Origin of the sequence: Haloarchaeobius marinus (genome assembly GCF_051207415.1) — an archaeon.
In the GTDB taxonomy this organism is placed as follows: Archaea; Halobacteriota; Halobacteria; order Halobacteriales; family Natrialbaceae; genus Haloarchaeobius.
The window spans coordinates 76,318-90,953 of record NZ_JBPKGD010000008.1 but is presented as its reverse complement, the minus strand read 5'-3'; the positions used below and the strand labels follow the sequence as shown (position 1 = coordinate 90,953).

Annotated in this window: 14 protein-coding genes and 1 pseudogene; 5 read left to right on the top strand and 10 right to left on the bottom strand. The window is 67.4% G+C overall.

From position 1 onward, the window contains the following. Positions 1 to 152 (bottom strand): annotated as a pseudogene (locus tag ACSC1W_RS20440) (aminopeptidase P family protein); the annotation flags it as partial. Positions 153 to 263: 111 nt separating this feature from the next. On the opposite strand from ACSC1W_RS20440, the gene ACSC1W_RS20435 reads away from it, so the two are divergent. The 3 genes from ACSC1W_RS20435 to paaI all read left to right on the top strand — a co-directional run bounded on the left by ACSC1W_RS20435 (position 264) and on the right by paaI (position 1,958). Beyond that, on the top strand, positions 264 to 992 hold the full coding sequence (locus ACSC1W_RS20435) for a sporulation protein (RefSeq protein WP_435349686.1): 729 nt from the start codon (positions 264 to 266) through the stop codon (positions 990 to 992). A gap of 80 nt (positions 993 to 1,072) precedes the next feature. Then, positions 1,073 to 1,555 (top strand): VOC family protein, encoded by a 483-nt coding sequence (locus ACSC1W_RS20430; protein WP_435349685.1) that lies wholly within the window; start codon positions 1,073 to 1,075, stop codon positions 1,553 to 1,555. Continuing rightward, complete coding sequence (gene paaI, locus ACSC1W_RS20425) at positions 1,548 to 1,958, top strand: hydroxyphenylacetyl-CoA thioesterase PaaI (protein WP_435349684.1); 411 nt, start codon at positions 1,548 to 1,550, stop codon at positions 1,956 to 1,958. The genes ACSC1W_RS20430 and paaI overlap by 8 nt, the downstream gene beginning before the upstream one ends. Before the next feature lie 23 nt (positions 1,959 to 1,981). Here the strand turns inward: paaI and ACSC1W_RS20420 are convergent, their stop codons facing one another. From ACSC1W_RS20420 to ACSC1W_RS20395, 6 genes are all read right to left on the bottom strand, one after another. Then, positions 1,982 to 2,371, bottom strand: a complete 390-nt coding sequence (locus ACSC1W_RS20420; protein ID WP_435349682.1) for a RidA family protein — start codon at positions 2,369 to 2,371, stop codon at positions 1,982 to 1,984. 70 nt (positions 2,372 to 2,441) lie between these two features. After that, positions 2,442 to 3,734, bottom strand: coding sequence for a phenylacetate--CoA ligase PaaK (paaK, locus tag ACSC1W_RS20415; protein ID WP_435349681.1), 1,293 nt, complete (start codon positions 3,732 to 3,734; stop codon positions 2,442 to 2,444). Positions 3,735 to 3,798: 64 nt separating this feature from the next. Further along, positions 3,799 to 4,518, bottom strand: coding sequence for an ABC transporter ATP-binding protein (locus tag ACSC1W_RS20410; RefSeq protein ID WP_435349680.1), 720 nt, complete (start codon positions 4,516 to 4,518; stop codon positions 3,799 to 3,801). Beyond that, positions 4,515 to 5,276, bottom strand: a complete 762-nt coding sequence (locus tag ACSC1W_RS20405) for an ABC transporter ATP-binding protein (protein ID WP_435349689.1) — start codon at positions 5,274 to 5,276, stop codon at positions 4,515 to 4,517. The genes ACSC1W_RS20410 and ACSC1W_RS20405 overlap by 4 nt, the downstream gene beginning before the upstream one ends. 47 nt (positions 5,277 to 5,323) lie before the next feature. After that, a complete protein-coding gene (locus ACSC1W_RS20400) occupies positions 5,324 to 7,348 on the bottom strand; it encodes an ABC transporter permease (RefSeq protein ID WP_435349678.1) in 2,025 nt (674 codons plus the stop codon). Position 7,349: 1 nt separating this feature from the next. Continuing rightward, positions 7,350 to 8,558: an ABC transporter substrate-binding protein gene (locus ACSC1W_RS20395; RefSeq protein WP_435349676.1), complete on the bottom strand. Its 1,209-nt coding sequence runs from the start codon at positions 8,556 to 8,558 to the stop codon at positions 7,350 to 7,352. Between the two features lie 258 nt (positions 8,559 to 8,816). Here ACSC1W_RS20395 and ACSC1W_RS20390 point away from each other — a divergent pair, with 258 nt between their 5' ends. Beyond that, positions 8,817 to 9,551 (top strand): EthD domain-containing protein, encoded by a 735-nt coding sequence (locus tag ACSC1W_RS20390; protein WP_435349674.1) that lies wholly within the window; start codon positions 8,817 to 8,819, stop codon positions 9,549 to 9,551. Between the two features lies 1 nt (position 9,552). After that, positions 9,553 to 10,152 carry an HD domain-containing protein gene (locus tag ACSC1W_RS20385; RefSeq protein ID WP_435349672.1) on the top strand — a complete coding sequence of 200 codons (600 nt, stop codon included), beginning with the start codon at positions 9,553 to 9,555 and terminating at the stop codon, positions 10,150 to 10,152. Between the two features lie 20 nt (positions 10,153 to 10,172). Here the strand turns inward: ACSC1W_RS20385 and ACSC1W_RS20380 are convergent, their stop codons facing one another. The 3 genes from ACSC1W_RS20380 to ACSC1W_RS20370 all read right to left on the bottom strand — a co-directional run bounded on the left by ACSC1W_RS20380 (position 10,173) and on the right by ACSC1W_RS20370 (position 14,585). Next, positions 10,173 to 12,533: a disk-shape morphogenesis protein volactin gene (locus tag ACSC1W_RS20380; RefSeq protein WP_435349670.1), complete on the bottom strand. Its 2,361-nt coding sequence runs from the start codon at positions 12,531 to 12,533 to the stop codon at positions 10,173 to 10,175. A 217-nt stretch (positions 12,534 to 12,750) separates the two neighbouring features. Continuing rightward, positions 12,751 to 13,722 carry an NAD-dependent epimerase/dehydratase family protein gene (locus ACSC1W_RS20375; RefSeq protein ID WP_435349669.1) on the bottom strand — a complete coding sequence of 324 codons (972 nt, stop codon included), beginning with the start codon at positions 13,720 to 13,722 and terminating at the stop codon, positions 12,751 to 12,753. Positions 13,723 to 13,832: 110 nt separating this feature from the next. Beyond that, entirely contained in the window at positions 13,833 to 14,585 is a 753-nt protein-coding gene (locus ACSC1W_RS20370) for a hypothetical protein (RefSeq protein WP_435349667.1), read from the bottom strand. Positions 14,586 to 14,636: the final 51 nt, after the last annotated feature.

Here is a 14,636-nt window from a genome sequence, read left to right as displayed (position 1 = left end):
GAGACGAGCAGCATCGAGCCCAGCCCGGAGTCTTCGAGGCGCGAGAGCGCCTTCTCGTAGCGCTCTTCGCGCAGTCGCTTGACGTCGATGCGCTCCTCCCAGTCCACCGCCTGGGTACCTCTCGTACCCTCCATGAACGAGCGTTCGTACATGGTCGTTCGTTCCGTCAGCATCCATATCAAACTACGGGCGTTCCCCGTCGCCGGCTGTCAGTTATCGAGCGACGATAAAAGCTTATGACACCACCGGCAGTCGGCACGAACATGAAGCGAGTGCTCTCCAGCATCGGCATCGGCTCCGCGACAGTCGACACGGTCCTCCCGAAGACGTCGTTCACGCCCGGCGAGACGGTCGAGGCCACCGTCGAGATAGAGGGTGGCTCCTCGGAGCAGGACATCGAGCAGATAAACTTCGCGATGATGACCCGGTACCGCACCGAGGACGGCTACGAGAAAGCGGTCATCGAGCGGTTCGGGGTCGGCGAGAACTTCACCATCGACGAGGGTGAGCACCGAAGCGTTCCGGTCGAGGTCACGGTCCCCTACGGAACGCCCCTGACGATGGGAAGCGTCAAGGTGTGGCTCAAGACCGGCCTCGACATCGACTGGGCGCTCGACCCCAAGGACACCGACCACGTCGAGGTGACCCCCGACGCACGCATGAGCGCCCTGTTCGACGCCGTCGAGGACCTCGGCTTCGTCTTCCACAGTACCGAGGTCGAACGGGCGTCGTTCGGCCACTCCCACCCGTTCGTCCAGGAGTTCGAGTTCAAACCCCGGTCCGGCCCGTTCACCGGCGCACTCGACGAGCTGGAGGTCATCTGTGCCCCCAGCGAGAACGCCGTCGAGGCGTACCTCGAGATCGACCGCCGCGGCGGGTTGCTCTCGGAGATGACGGACACCGACGAGTCCCGGGCCCGACTCACCGTCGACGGCACCGACACCGACGCCATCCGGTCGGAACTCCGGACGCTCGTCGAGCGCCACGCCTGAACGGTCCCGGACCCCGGACGACCCGGCGACTGTCGCCGGTCCGCCAAGGAATAAGCCACCGGCGGGCGTGGTGTGTCTCGATGACGCACGACACGCCGATTCGCGTCGACCACGTCGGCATCGCGGTCGAGTCCGTCGCCGACGCCGAACCCGTCTTGCTCGCGCTCGGGTGTGAGAAGATGAGCGACGAGACCGTCGAGGACCGGTTCCGGTGGGTGTACTACCGCCTCGGCGACGCCTCCCGCATCGAACTCATCGAACCCATCGAGGCCGACTCGTTCCTGACGACGTTCCTGGAGCGACACGGTCCCGGCCTGCACCACGTGACCCTCGAGGTGGCCGACATCGACTCCGTCGTCGACGGACTGGCGGCCGAGGGCCTCCGGGTCGTCGACCGCGCCGAGTTCGACACCTGGACGGAGGCGTTCGTCTCGCCGTCGAACCCGACCGGGACGCTGTTCCAGTTGATGGAGTACCACGACGACTACCCCGAGGGCCGTCTCCCGCCCGAGGAACTGTTCGTCAACGGGGGGCGCGTCGAGGAGGTGGCCGCCGGTGAGTGACGCCGTCGACGACGTGCCCGACGAGGTGCGCGAACGCATCGAGGACGACCCGTTCTGTGCGACGCTCGGCATCGAACTGGTCGACCTCGGTCCGGGCACCGCGGTCACCGAACTCGAGATAACCGAGGACCTGCTCAACTTCCACGGGACGCCCCACGGCGGCGCGGTGTACTCCCTCGCGGACGCGGCGTTCGCGGCGGCGTCGAACTCGCACGGGACGACGGCCGTGGCGCTGGAGACGAACATGAGCTACCTCGACGCCGTCGAGGTCGGCGACACGCTCCGCGCCGAGGCGACGGAGACGCACATCGCCGGACGCACGGCGGAGTACCAGATTCCGGTCACCGCCGACGGCGAGCGCGTGGCGACGTTCCGCGGTCGGGTCTACCGGTTCGTGGACTGAGCCGACCGCCACCTTCTCGCGGCCTATCCGTCGACGACCGCCTCGGCCTCGACCTCGACCAGCATCGCGTCGTCGACGAATCCCGCCACCTCGACCATCGTCGCCGCCGGTTTCACGTCGGCGAAGAACTCGTGGTGTGCCGACCCGACGGCCTCCCAGTCGTCGGCGTCGCTGACGAACATGCGCGTCCTGACGACGTCGTCGACGCTGGCGTCCGCCTCGGTCAGGGCCGCCCGCACGTTGCGGAACGCCTGCATCGTCTGTTCGTACGGGTCGCCGTGGCCGACGAGGTCGCCGCCGTCGTCGGTGGCCGTCGTCCCGGCGACGACGACGCGGTCGCCGACGCGGACCGCACGCGAGTAGCCGACCGCCGATTCCCACTCGGTGCCCGTGGAGACGCGCGTCCGTGGCATGTGCTCGCCGACGCAGGACCGGGAGAAGAAGGTTCCCTATCGGGTTCGCAGGAACGCTGGACCGGAGGCGCTAGTCCTCTCTGTGGTCGAAGACGCGCTTGACCTTGCCGACCTCGGTCCGTTCGATGACACCGGGACCGACGACCTCGACCTCGTCCGGCTTGACCTCGAGGATGTCGAGCAGTTTCTCCTCGATGTCGGTCTCGAGGTCGGCGTGGCTCCCGTCGTAGTGCTCGTCGTGTTCGACGGTCAGTTCCATCGTGTCGAGGTTCCCCTCGCGGTAGAGGTCGATGCGGTAGTACGGCGCGACGTCCGCCATGTCGACCATGACCTCCTCTATCTGGCTCGGATAGACGTTGACTCCCCTGACGATGAGCAGGTCGTCCGCCCGGCCGGTGACGTTGTCCATGCGGACGCAGGTGCGGCCACACTCGCAGGTGTCGTAGTGGAGGCGGGTCATGTCCCCGGTCCGGTAGCGGATCATCGGGAACGCCTGCTTCGTCAGGGAGGTGATGACGAGTTCGCCCTCCTCACCCTCGTCGAGGACCTCGCCGGTCTTCGGGTCGACGACCTCGGGGTAGAAGTGGTCCTCCCAGATGTGGAGACCCTCCTGGGCCTCGGCGCACTCGATAGAGACGCCCGGCCCGATTATCTCGGAGAGGCCGTACACGTCGACGGCGGTGACGTCGAGCGCCTCCTCGATCTCCTCGCGCATGGGGTCGGTGAACGGTTCGGCACCGATGACGACCCTGGAGAGGGGCAGTTCGCGGGGGTCGATTCCGCGCTCCTCGGCCTCCTCGGCGAGGTAGAGGCAGTACGACGGCGTACAGCAGAGCACGTCGGACTCCATGTCCTGGAGCATCGATATCTGGCGAGCGGTGTTGCCGCCGCCGGTCGGGATGACCGACGCGCCGAGTTCCTCGATGCCGTCGTGGAAGCCGAGACCGCCCGTGAACAGTCCGTAGCCGTAGGCGTTCTGGACCATCATGCCGGGTTCGACGCCGCCCGCGGCGAGCGACCGGGCCATGACCTCTCGCCAGACGCCGAGGTCGTCCTCGGTGTAGGCGACGATCTTCGGCTTGCCGGTCGTCCCGGAGGAGGCGTGGACCCGGCGCAGTTCGGAGTGGTCGACGGCGAACAGTTTGTCCGGGTAGTTGTCGCGGATGTCCTCCTTGGTCGTGAACGGGAGTTCCGAGACGTCGTCGACGCCCTCGACGTCGTCGGGCGTGATGCCGGCCTCTTCGAACGCCTCTCGGTACCAGTCCACGTTCTCGTAGACGTGTTCGACGGTCTCCTGCAGGCGTTCGTCCTGTACGCTGGTCAGTTCGTCGCGTGTCGCGGTTTCGATGTCGTTGTAAATCATACCTAGTGCGTGCACTCGTTCGATATTATAGATTCATGTGCCGATGCTGTGGTTCCTGCCGGGGTCACATGCTGACCCCGAGGTGCCTGTCCCTGACGTCCTCGTCGGCGTCGAGTTCCTCCGGCGTCCCCTCGTAGACGATGTGCCCTTTGTCGAGGATGTACACCCGGTCCGCAAGCGCCGAGGCGACGGCGACGTTCTGCTCGACGAGCAGGACCGTGATGCCCTCCTCGTTGAGTTCACGGACGAGGTCGGCGACGCGTTCGACGATGATGGGTGCCAGTCCCTCCGTCGGTTCGTCCAGCAGGAGCAGGTCGGCGCCGGCGACGAGCGCTCGCGCGATGGCGAGCATCTGCTGTTCGCCGCCGGAGAGGTCGGTACCCCTGCTGTCCTTGCGCTCGCGGAGGTTCTCGAAGGCGTCGATGGCCCAGATGTCCTCCACGTCCCGGCGGTGGGCGGTGTCTGCCCCACCGAAGCGGCCCATCTTCAGGTTCTCGGTGACGGTGAGCCCGGGGAAGACGCGGCGTTCCTCGGGCACGAAGCCGATGCCGTCCCGTGCGACCGCCTCGGAGGACCAGCCGGTGACGTCCTCGCCGTCGAAGTGGACCGTTCCGGCAGTCGGCTGGACCACGCCGACGATGCTCCGGAGCGTCGTCGTCTTGCCGACGCCGTTGCGGCCGACGAGCGTGACGACCTCGCCCTCCTCGACGTCCATCGTGACGCCGGAGAGGACATCAGTCTCGCCGTAGCCCGCGTGGACGTCCGACAGTTCGAGCAGGCTCACAGCGCACCACCGCCGAGGTAGGCCTGCTGGACCTGCTCGTTCTCGGCGACGGCCTCCGGTGGGCCGGTCGCCAGCTCCTCTCCGCGGTTCAACACCGTGATGCGGTCGGACGCGTTCATGACGAGTTCGATGTCGTGTTCGATGAGCAGCACAGTCCGGTCGGCCAGCACGTCGCCGATGAGCTCCATCGTCTCTCTGGTCTCGTCGGCGCTCATGCCCGCGGTCGGCTCGTCGAGCATGACGAGCGTCGGATCGGTCGCGAGCACGAGCCCGATCTCCAGTCGTCGGCGGTCGCCGTAGGCGAGCGTGCTGGCTTGCTCCCCGCCGCGCTCTGCGAGTCCGATACGGTCGAGCACGTCGTTCGTCCGCCCGTTCAGGTCGTCGAACGAGTCCTTGCTCCGGAACGCGTTCTCGACCGGCGAGCGGTCCCGGAGCACCGCCTGTGCGGCGAGTCGGACGTTCTCGCGGACGGTGAGGCCGCCGAAGACGTTCGTGATCTGGAACGAGCGGCCGATTCCCCGGTGCACGCGCTCGTGCGGCCGCAGTCGGGAGACGTCGTCGCCGTCGAAGATGACCGCCCCCTCGCTCGGGAGCAGCGCACCCGAGATGAGGTTGAACAGGGTGGTCTTGCCCGCCCCGTTCGGGCCGATGACGCTCCGGAACTCGCCGCGTTCGACCTCGAGGTCGAGGTCGTCGACGGCGACGAGTTCGCCGAACCGGCGGGTCAGTCCCTTCGTCTCGAGCACCGTCTCGAGCACCGTCTCGCCGCCGTCGACCGTCGCCGTGTCGTCGTCTGTGGCCGCCATCAGTCGGACACCTCCGCTGGTTCGCCCTCCGTCGGTGCCTCCGACGAGGCTTCCATCTGCTGTTTCACCAGCGACGGGATGGAGACGATACCGCGCGGGACGAAGACGACGAACAGGACGAACACGATACCGAGCACGCCCTGCCACTGGTCGATGCCCATGTCGAGCAACTGGTTCTCCAGCAGGATGAAGCCCCCAGCTCCGACCATCGGGCCGTACAGGGTACCCATGCCGCCGAGCAGGGTCATGACGATGACCTCGCCCGACAGCAGCCAGTCGAAGAACCCGGGCGAGGCGCGACCGAGGTTCTGGGTCGCGCGCAGACCACCGGCCAGCCCTGCGAGCGCGCCGCTGACGACGAACGCCCGGCGCTTGTACGCGGTCGTGTCGTAGCCGAGGAACGACGCGCGCTGTTCGGACTCGCGAATCGCCTGCAGCACGCTCCCGAACGGTGCGTCGATGAGCTGTCGGGAGACGAGGTACGAGCCGACGACCAGGGCGAGGATGACGTAGTAGTACAGGTGAATCTCCCCGAGCAGGGAGACGTCACCGAACTCCGGCCCGCCGGTCAACCCGTAGGTGATCGAGTCGGCCCCGATTCCGTCGTTGCTGTTGGTCAGCAGCGGAATCGCAGGGAGGCCGACGCTCGTGAGAAGCGGGTTGACCTGTGCGCGCATTCCGGGCATCTTCACCGCCAGGCTCGCGAACAGCTCCGCGAACGCGAGCGTGATCATCGAGAAGTAGACGCCGGAGACCCGGATGGAGAGGTAGCCGACGACCCAGGCGACGAGCGCGGCGACGAGGATGCCCGCGAGCAGCGCCAGCCAGACCGAGGGCAGCACGTACAGCGCGAACAGCACCATCGCGTACGCGCCGAGCCCGTAGAACAGCACGTGGCCCAGCGAGACGAGGCCGGTGTAGCCCATGACGAGGTCGAGGCTCAGCGCGAACAGCCCCCAGATGAGGATGTCGACGAGGACGGTGTTCACGAAGAACGAGCCGTAGAGGACCCCGATGCCGAGCGGGGCGACGAACAGCAACGCCACCACCCCGGCCCCGATGCGCCGCCGCTGTTTCCCGTCCAGGACGCCGCTCCCGGCGGCGGTGAGCAGTTCACCGCTCTCGCCGGGGTCGTGCCACTCCGGACTGCCGAACAGTCCCTGCGGCCGGACGAGCAGGACGCCGATCATCAGCATGAACACGACGAGACCCTCCAGGAACGGGAGTTGCCAGCGTACGAGCGACTGCACGATGCCGACGAGCAGGCCGCCGGCGACCGCGCCTCTGAAGCTCCCGAGGCCGCCGAGCACGACGACGATGAACGCCGGGATGATGACGGAACCGCCCAGCCCCGGGCCGACCGGCTGGCGCCCAGCGAGGACCACACCGCCGACGGCGGCGAGGAACGCGCCGAACGCGAACACGAGCGTGTAGTAGCGGTCGATGTCGATGCCGAGGTGACGGACCATGTCGCGGTCCATCGACCCGGCACGGACGACCAGCCCGAAGCGGGTCCGTTCGAGGACGAGCCACGCCCCGGTGGCCACCACGGCACCCATGACGATGACGAAGTAGCTGTACAGCGTCTTCTGGAAGCCGAAGATGGTTATCGTCCCCGAGAGGATTCCCGTGTCGAGTGGTCTGAGCGGCTGTGGACCCCAGAGTAGCTCGATGGCGTCGACGAAGATGAGCACCAGCCCGAACGTCAGCAGGATGTGGTACAGCGGGTCCCTGCCGTACAGCGGGCGGATGGTCAGTCGCTCCATCGCGCCGCCGAGGACCGCGACGACCAGCGGCGCGACGAGCAGCGCGACCCAGAAGTTGCCGATTCCGGCGGTCGTGAGTGCGACCGCGAAGTAGGCACCGAGGGCCAGCAGCTCGCCGTGGGCGAAGTTGATGACGTCCATCACGCCGAAGATGATGGACAGTCCCGCCGCGAGGAGGACGTACACCATCCCGACCGTGAGCCCGTTGATGAGCTGGTCGAGGGTGGCACCGGCCGTGACCAGGGGCAGGTCTAACATCTTAGAGTGAGCACTCGGTCTCCTCGCAGGGGATCATCGCGTCGGGGCCCTCGACCTTCGAGAGCAGTTCGACGTCCGCCATCTCGCCGGATTCCGGTTCGACACACTGGCCCATCCACGTCGGGTTGAGCGCCTGGTGGTCACAGTCCCGGAACTGGTTGGTGCCGAGGATGGAGTCCATCTCTAGCCCCTCCAGCGCGTCGATGACGTCGTCGACGTTGGTCGAGCCGGCCTCCTTGATGCCCTCCGCGGTCATCATGATGGACTGGTAGCCGACGCGAGCGAAGTTGTCCGGCGGCGCGCCGGATTCGTTCTCCTCCATGTTCATGTACGCCTCGCGGAACGAGTTGTTCTTCGGGTTGTCGATGTCGGCCACGTACCGGACGCCACCGTACAGCCCGTAGGCCGCCGGACCGAGTGCGCCCCGGACGACCTGGAACGTCATCGTCGGAGCCATGATGTCCGTGTCCTCGGTGAGTCCGGCCTCGACCGCCTGTGCGGTGAAGTTGATGAGGTCACCCCCGGTCATGCCGACGACCACGACGTCGGCGTCGGAGTTGGCTATCTGGCTGATGTAGGTGTCGAAGTTCGAGGAGCCGAGTTGCGAGGACGTGCTCCCGACGATGTTCAGGTTCGAGTTCGCCTCGCGCATCCGGGCCTCGGTGCGGTTCCGGACGGAGTCGCCGTAGGCGTAGTCCGCGATGTGGAACCAGACGTTCGAGCCCAGGTTGTTGACCGTGTACTCGGAGACGGCCTCGGCGATCTGGGCCGTGTTCGTCTCCGTGCGGAAGACGTAATCGTTGCAGTTCGACCCCGTGATCGGGACCGCAGCAGCACCCGGATTGTAGATGACCTGCTGGTCGGCGGCGAACTCGTTCATCGCCAGGGCGACCGAACTCGAGATACAGCCCATGATGAAGTTCGCGCCGTCCTCCTGGACGAGTCGCTCGGCAGCCTGGACGGATGCGGTGTCCTCGGTCTTGCCGTCCCCGTAGACGCCCTCGATGTCGAAGTCGAACTCGTCGTCCTCCTGTAGGGTCCGGATGGCGAGTTTCGCGCCGTTCCGCTGTCCGGGTGCGAGGCTGCTGTACGCCCCGGACATCGGACTGACGACGCCGTAGGTAACCGTATCAGAACTGCCGCCGCCACCACCGATGTTGTCGAGACAGCCAGCGAGTCCGAGTGCACTCGCCCCTGCCGCTGCTTTCAAGAAGTTCCGTCGAGAACCGAACCTGCGCGTTGCCCCATCGTTTTGCGTACGCTTCGACAACTGACTGATACCCCGTGCCATGCATGAACAATAATTAAATAGAGCCTAAATCAGTTCGCCACCACATATGCGGGAGTTATAAGCGCGGAGTGGCAATCGTTCGACGTGAATCCCCGTTCCGTCGGCGAAAAACGCGAAAAATACTGTCGGCAGTTTTGTCCTCTAGATTTATGTCCGAACGTGAGTAGACCCAGACGTATGTTCAAGCACGTAGCGTTGCTCGTCCGGCAGGACGACCTCACGCACGAGGAGTTCGTCGACTACTGGCAGACCACCCACACACCCATCGCGACGGACATCGAAGGCGTCGTCCGCTACCAGACGGTCCTGCCGACCGACCCAGAGCACGCCGAGTTCGACGGGCTGGCGGAGCTGTACTTCGAGACGCTGGAGGACCTCCACGAGGCCCTCGGCAGCGAGGGCTCGCGGGACTACGACCCCAAGAAGGAGGTCGCGGCCAGGGCCCGCGAGGACGTCGACAACTTCCTCGACATCGAGAAGCGACCGCGGTTCATCGGTGAGGAGAAGGTCTGGAAGGACGAGGTCGACGGTGACACGGACGGTCTCTACAAGCACTCGGCGTTCCTCGTCCGCAAGGACGGGATGACTCACGAGGAGTTCCGCGAGTACTGGGAGAGCAACCACTCGCCGCTGGCGAAGGACATCGAGGGCGTCGTCCGCTACCAGACGGTGTATCCGACGGACCCGGCGAACGCCGAGTTCGACGGCGTCGCAGAACTGTACTTCGAGACGCTGGAGGACCTCCACGAAGCTCTCGGCAGCGAGGGGTCCCGGGACTACGACCCCACGAAGGAGATAGCCGCGAAGGCGCGGGCAGACGTCGACAACTTCCTCGCCATCGAGAAGCGACCCCGGTTCATCGGCCGCGAGCGCCTGGTCAAGAACGAGATAGGAGACGTCGAGGGCTACTGAGATGGCCGGACCGGACTACGCGGCACAGGTCCGGGAGGCGTACCCGGAACTGGACCACATCGAGGACGCCGACCTCCGGGAGCAGGTCGTCGAGGCGTGGGTGCTGGGTCTCGAACGCGGCGGGTGGCAGGACATCGAGGACATCCCGTACGCGTGGAACATCCACGAGGTCAGCAACGTCGAACACGTCCGGGGCGTCACCAGGATTGCGGTCGAATCTGCGAGGGTCCAGCGGGAGTTCCACGGTGCGGACCCGGACCTGGACGTCGTCGTGGCGGCCTGTCTGCTCCACGACGTCGGCAAGTGCTACGAGTACGTCGACTTCGTCGACGCCGACGTTCTGTCGGGCACCGACCGCGAGCACTACGCCAGCGAGGAGATACCCCACTCCATCTCGGGGTACGCGCTGGCCCACGAGGTCGGCGCACCGCTGGCGGTCCAGCGCGCCATCCCCCACTTCCTCGGGGAGGTCCCGACGCGAACGCTCGAAGCCGAACTCGTCAAGAGCGCGAACTCGGCGTCCTCGAACGCCATCACCCAGTCCGCGATGGGCATCACCCTGAAAGAGTGGGTCGCGAAGTACAGCCAGACCCAGAGTTAGCCCGTCTCGATTCTCCGCTCCTACTGCCCCGCCCAGAGGACCCCGGCGAACGCGAGTCCGACGACGAGCCCACCGCCACCGACGAGCGTCGGCGAGCCTGCGGTCTGGGCCAGTACGAGCAGTCCGGCGACGACGGCCCCACCGGCGAGGCCGGCGACCAGTCTCTCTCCGACCGCCCCGGTCGCCTCGACGGCGTCTCGAAGGTGCTCGACGTCGTCTCGTACGCCGTCGACGTCGGCGGCGACCTCGTCCACGCGGGCATCGAGGTCGGACCCGTCGTCCCGAGCTGCCGCCTCGCGGACGACCTCGACTCGGGCCTCCAGTTCTGCGACGGTCTCCGCGAGGTCGTCGACTCGCGCCGATGCGTCCGCGACGACGTCGAGTCGCTGGTCGACGGCGTCCACGCGACTATCGACCGACCCGACCCGGTCCGCGACCGTCTCGACGCTCGCCGCCACGTCGTCCACCCTGTTCGACGTCGTCGACGCCGCCTCGGCAACGTCCTCGACAGCGCCGAGGCGGTCGGCGTGTGCGTCCAGTCGGTCGGTCGCGTCGTCCCCCAGTTCGAGAGCCGCATCGGCGCGCTCCTCGAGGTCTCGGACGTCGGCGTCGAGAGCCTGCACCTCGTCGGTCGTCGCCGCCCGGTCGTCGAGGTCGTTCACGTGGTCGCGTAGCGCCCCGAGGTCCTGGGCGGTCGAGGCGAGTGCGTCCGCGTCGGCCGTCGTCGCCGCGAGGTCCTCGACCTGGTCGGTCACGTCGGCCAGTCCCTCGTCCGTCTCGTTCACACGGTCCAAGAGCCGGGTCCGCGTCGCGTCGAGGTCGTCGGACAGGTCCTCGACGGCTCTCTGCACCGAGTCGACCTCGGTCTCGACGGTCGCTATCGTCGCCGTCGCGGCGTCGACGTCGGCCTCCAGGTCCGCGACGCGCGTCGCGAGTTCCTCGTGCGCCGCCACGTCGACCGCCCGGTCGTCGAGCGCAGCCACGTCGTCGGCGAGGTCCGACAGGTCGCCCGTGAGGTCGTCGACCGTCGCCGTCAGGTCCGACAGGTCGGCGGCGACGCCGTCGACCGCCTCCTGCAGGGTCTCGACGTCCGCGTCGTCGGCCGCCCGCGCGTCCAGTTCGCCGAGTGCGTCCTGCAGGTCGCCGAGGCGGTCCGCGAGGGCGGTCACGTCGGCCTGCACCTCGTCGAGTTCGTCGTCGCGCTGGCCGAGCCGTTCGAACATCTGGTCGATGGCCCGGTCCGCCGTGCCACCGTCGGCGGCACCGCCGTGAGTCTCGGCACCCGTGGTCGCCGACATCGCAGTGAGGCTGCTCTGTCGACCGGTGGGTCTCCCTCCGACGTCGTCGACGCCGGTCCTGCCGGCGTCCGTGTCGTCGGTCCCCCCGGTTTCGGACCACGTGACCGCGTCGTAGGCGTCCACGTCGGCCGCCGCCGCAGCGAGTGCGCCCCGGACGGGCGCGTCCGCCGGGTCTCCGGGGCGCGTCACGTCCGAGACCGAGATGGGGATGGCGGCGTCGTCGAGGCGACCCCCGAGCAGGAGGTCCAGTCCCGGAACGGCGCCCGCACCGGCGACGACGACCGGTGCCGAGACGCCCGAGCGAACGTCGCCGTCGTCGGCCTCGCGTTCGAGGTGTGTGAGCACGTCCGAGACGAGTTCGTCGTAGGCCTCGCCGAGTGCACCTTCGACGCCACCGGACGCGGTGTCGAGTCCGAGCGCGAACGACGAGAGCGCGTCGCGCGCCTCTTCAGCCGACGCGCCCGACTCTCGTGCCGCGCGTTCGACCAGGTCGTCGGTACCGGTGGCGAGCGAGAAGGCGACCACCGGCACGCCGTAGTACGCCAGTGCGACGCAGGTCGTCGTCGACCGGACCGCCACGCCGAGGCCGGTGTACGTCCCGGGGTCGAGCGCGTCGTACAGCACGGCCAGGCCGGTGCTGACCGGTGTAGCGTCGAACCCCCCGCCGTCGAGGAGGGCGGCGACGTCCGACCGGTGGGCGTCCGTCGGCAGGGCCGCGTCCCGTACCGTCCCCGGCGTCGTGAAGCACGCCTGTTCGCCTCCGACGTCACCACCGGGCGTCGCCGCGACGAGGGCGGCCAGCGCGTCGGCGTAGTGCTCGCCCGCCCTGAGCACGTCCCGTTCCAGCATCGGTTCGACCGTCGCGCCCGTCACTGCCGCCACCCGTTCGGCATCCGTGCCGACGACGTACGTCGTCCCGGCGCGTTCGAACTGCACCAGGTCGTCGGCGTCGAATCCAGCGTCGGCCAGCGCGTTCCCATCGACCGCGGCCACCACCGCGGGTTCGGACGTCGTCACCGGGTCGTCGTCGTCGCCCCGTGCGACCAGGAGCCGGTCCGTTCCAAAGTCTAATCCTGCTACCATTTCCGTCAGTGCGGCGGTTCTCGGCGGGGGGTATTGGTCGTTATGACCGAATGGATTCGATTCGGGGGAGCCAACGCGATGGGTGACACCACGAGGCTGGGCGGTTCCGGTCCGGGCGTGGTCGAGTACGGGTTCGACGCCGCCGACGCGAACCGTCGCGAGACAGTGAGAGACGCCGCCTCCCCGGTCGGTCCTGTGCCGGAAGCAACGCCGTGGCTCAGAGCGGTTCGAGTCCGGCTTCCTCCCGCAGCACGTCGATGTAGGCTTGGAAGCCGGATTCGAGGTCGTACTGGACCTGGTAGCCGGTGTCGTCCTGAAAGGCGGTCATGTCCAGGCGCTGGGTCCAGGGGAGTTCGCCGTCGTCGCTGACGTCGATGTCGGCGTCGGGGATGATTCGCTGGACGGTGTCGGCGGCTTCGCGGATGGTGGCGAGTTCGCCGCGGACGTTGTAGACGCGCTGGGAGAGGTCCTCCTCTGGTGTGAAGGCGGCGAGGCGGAACGCCTGGGCGATGTCCTCGACGTGTTGCCAGTCGATCTCCTGGTCGCCGTACTCGACGGCGAAGGACTCGCCGACGGCGGGTTTCTCGACGATGTTGGCGAGGAACGCGCTCCCGCCGGTTTCGCGGTAGGGGCCGTAGGCGACCGTCGGCCGGATGGCGACGTGGTCGACGCCGAACTCCTCGTTGTAGACGCGGGCCTGGTGTTCGTTGTACTCCTTGGTCGCGCCGTAGAGCGTGTCGGGGTAGACCAGGTCGTCCTCGGTGACCCACCAGTCGCCGCCGTCGTCGTAGTTCGCAGGTGGGGCGTAGACCGCCGCCGAGGAGGCCCAGGCGACGCGTTCGACCTGGTCGTCGAGGGTTCGGGCCGCCTCGAAGACGTTGTTCGTCCCCTCGACGTTGACCTGCATCGCCGCCCGGGGGTTCGCCTCGGCCGTGGTCGTCAGCAGTGCCGCGAGGTGGACGACGTGGGTCGTCCCGGTCTCCTTGACCGCCCGGACAACGTCTGTGGGGTCGCTCACGTCACCGCGTCGGATCTCGACGTCGTCGGCGATGCCGAGTTTCTCGAGGATTCGCGGGTCCGTCGAGAGGTCGTAGGCGACGACGTCGTGGCCGTGGTCGACGAGGTCCCGGGCCACGTACGACCCGATGAAACCGGTGCCACCTGTGACGAGTACCGTGTTCTGTGCCATCGACCTGACGTTCATCGAGAGTCCCGAAAAAGGTTCTCGTACCGGTACAGCGCCGTCTGGAGGGCGTTCGCACCGGCCCGGTTCGTGACCGCTGCGTTTCGAGCGGTCGACTACGTTTCGGCCCCTGTGGTCGGTCCCCGTACCAACCCGGAGACGAGGAGAAAGCCACCGACGGCGACCGGGCCGAGACCGACGAGTGCCGTCCCGGTCGCGAGCGTCTGGCCCATCCCGCCGAACCCGCAATCGTGACAGAAGCGTCGACCGATGCGGACGGTCGAACCGTCCTCGTGCACGAGCAACTGCGACGGGAGCGCAGGGTCGGACAGCAGCACTCGGTCCTCGGCCCGCTGGACGCGCTCGACGGTCCGTCTGTCGTCGTCGGGGAGTGTGGACGGTGATATCGCGAGAGAAGCCGCCACGCTGGTGAACCTGGTGCGGTCGAAGCGAAGCGTGTCGTTCGACAGTGCCGTCCGGTACCAGTCTCCACCGACGGTCACGACGTCGGTCGCCGCCAGGGACGCCGCCCCGTCCCGGTAGGAATCGTTGATAGCGACGGACCCATCGTCCGCCGCGGTTTCGGCGAGCCATCGCTGGTCGGACCGGACGTCCGCTTCGGACAGGACGGTCGGATGGTCGATTCCCCGTTCGTCGAGCCAGGCGGTGTGTGTCTCGACGAGGTCGGACTGGGTCGACGGGGAATCCAGTGGACCACGCGCTTCGACGGTGCTGGCCTCGTAGTACACGTGCTGGTGGCCAGTGTGGACGTAGGCGTGGTAGGGGTCACCCGTCGAACCGGCCCAGAAGCCGATCCAGAGAATTCCGACGATGACGAGAGTCGAACCGACCAGGGTGCGGACGTTCATCGTCCAATCGAGCAGCTGATAGGTCAAGTGCCTTGTGGACCACGGGAGGTA